Raw genomic sequence first — 1,073 nt, forward strand, 5'->3', positions numbered from 1 at the left:
GGACAGCGCCGGGTCCTCGGGGTGCTGCGGGGCGGCGGCCGCGGCCTCGCCCGGGGCGACCGCCCCGCCGGCCACGCCGACCACGCCGAAGCGCTGCTCGGCGACCAGGATCAGCTGGTCCAGGATCTTGCGGATGTTGGCGGCGCTCTCCGCCCCCTGGAACAGCGGCACCAGCTGGCCGGCCACCACGGCCATCACGGCCGGAATGCCCTGGATGCCGAACTGCTGGGAGAGCAGCGGGTTGGCGTCCACGTCGATCTTGGCGAGCACGAAGCGGCCGGCGTACTCCTCGACCAGGCCCTCCAGGACCGGGCTCAGCTGCTTGCAGGGCCCGCACCACTCGGCCCAGAAGTCGATGACGACCGGCACCTCGGTGGAGCGCTGGACGACCTCGGTCTCGAAGGTGTCCTCGGTGACGTCGATGACGAGCTGGTAGGCGGACTGGGCGGGGGCGGCTCCGGCCGACTCGGCGGCGGCCGCCTGACGGGCCCGCTCGGCCCGGGCCTGCTCGGCCTTCTGGGCGGCTTCGCCGGCCGCCTTCACTGCGGCGAGGTCGACCGCACCGCGCAGGGCGGAGCTGTTGAGACGCGAATTCCGTGGCTGCATGGCACCATCCTCCCCCGTCCGCGCTGCTCGCGGGCACCAACCTCCGGAAAGTCGCCCCGCGCGGGCCGCGCGGTGCGGGTTCCCGGGCGCCGCGCCCCTCCCCCGGTAGCCTGGACCGTTCGGCGCGGATCCCCACCCGCGCCCGCGCCGCTCCCGTCCCACGGGATGCGGCGCCTGGTTGTCACTGCTTTCGCTACGAGTCGTAGCGTAACTGGAGCCGGTGCCCCGCCCGCAAGCCCAACCGGCGGTTCGGCGACGTGACCTGCCCCACTTTCCCGGACCGCCCCGCTCCCCGATCGGGCGAACAGTCGCTACCGTTACCAGCCCCACCCAAGTTACTTACCAGTACAGCGCAAGGAGGCCCGGTGCCGGCCGCCCAGCCCCCAGCGAGCCCGGAACGCACGGACCCGGCGTGCCCCGACCCGGCCGGCGCGGCCCCACAACCCGCGGGCGCGGCCCCGGAACCC

1 protein-coding gene is annotated in these 1,073 nt (G+C 74.6%); it reads right to left on the reverse strand.

What is annotated here, in order from left to right:
* Positions 1–606 (reverse strand): co-chaperone YbbN (locus KS423_RS46060; protein ID WP_224285598.1); only part of this gene is annotated, 606 nt, incomplete at its 3' end.
* Between the last annotated feature and the right edge of the window lie 467 nt (positions 607–1,073).

Origin of the sequence: Streptomyces sp. LS1784, from assembly GCF_020103755.1 — a bacterium.
Classification (GTDB): Bacteria; Actinomycetota; Actinomycetes; order Streptomycetales; family Streptomycetaceae; genus Kitasatospora.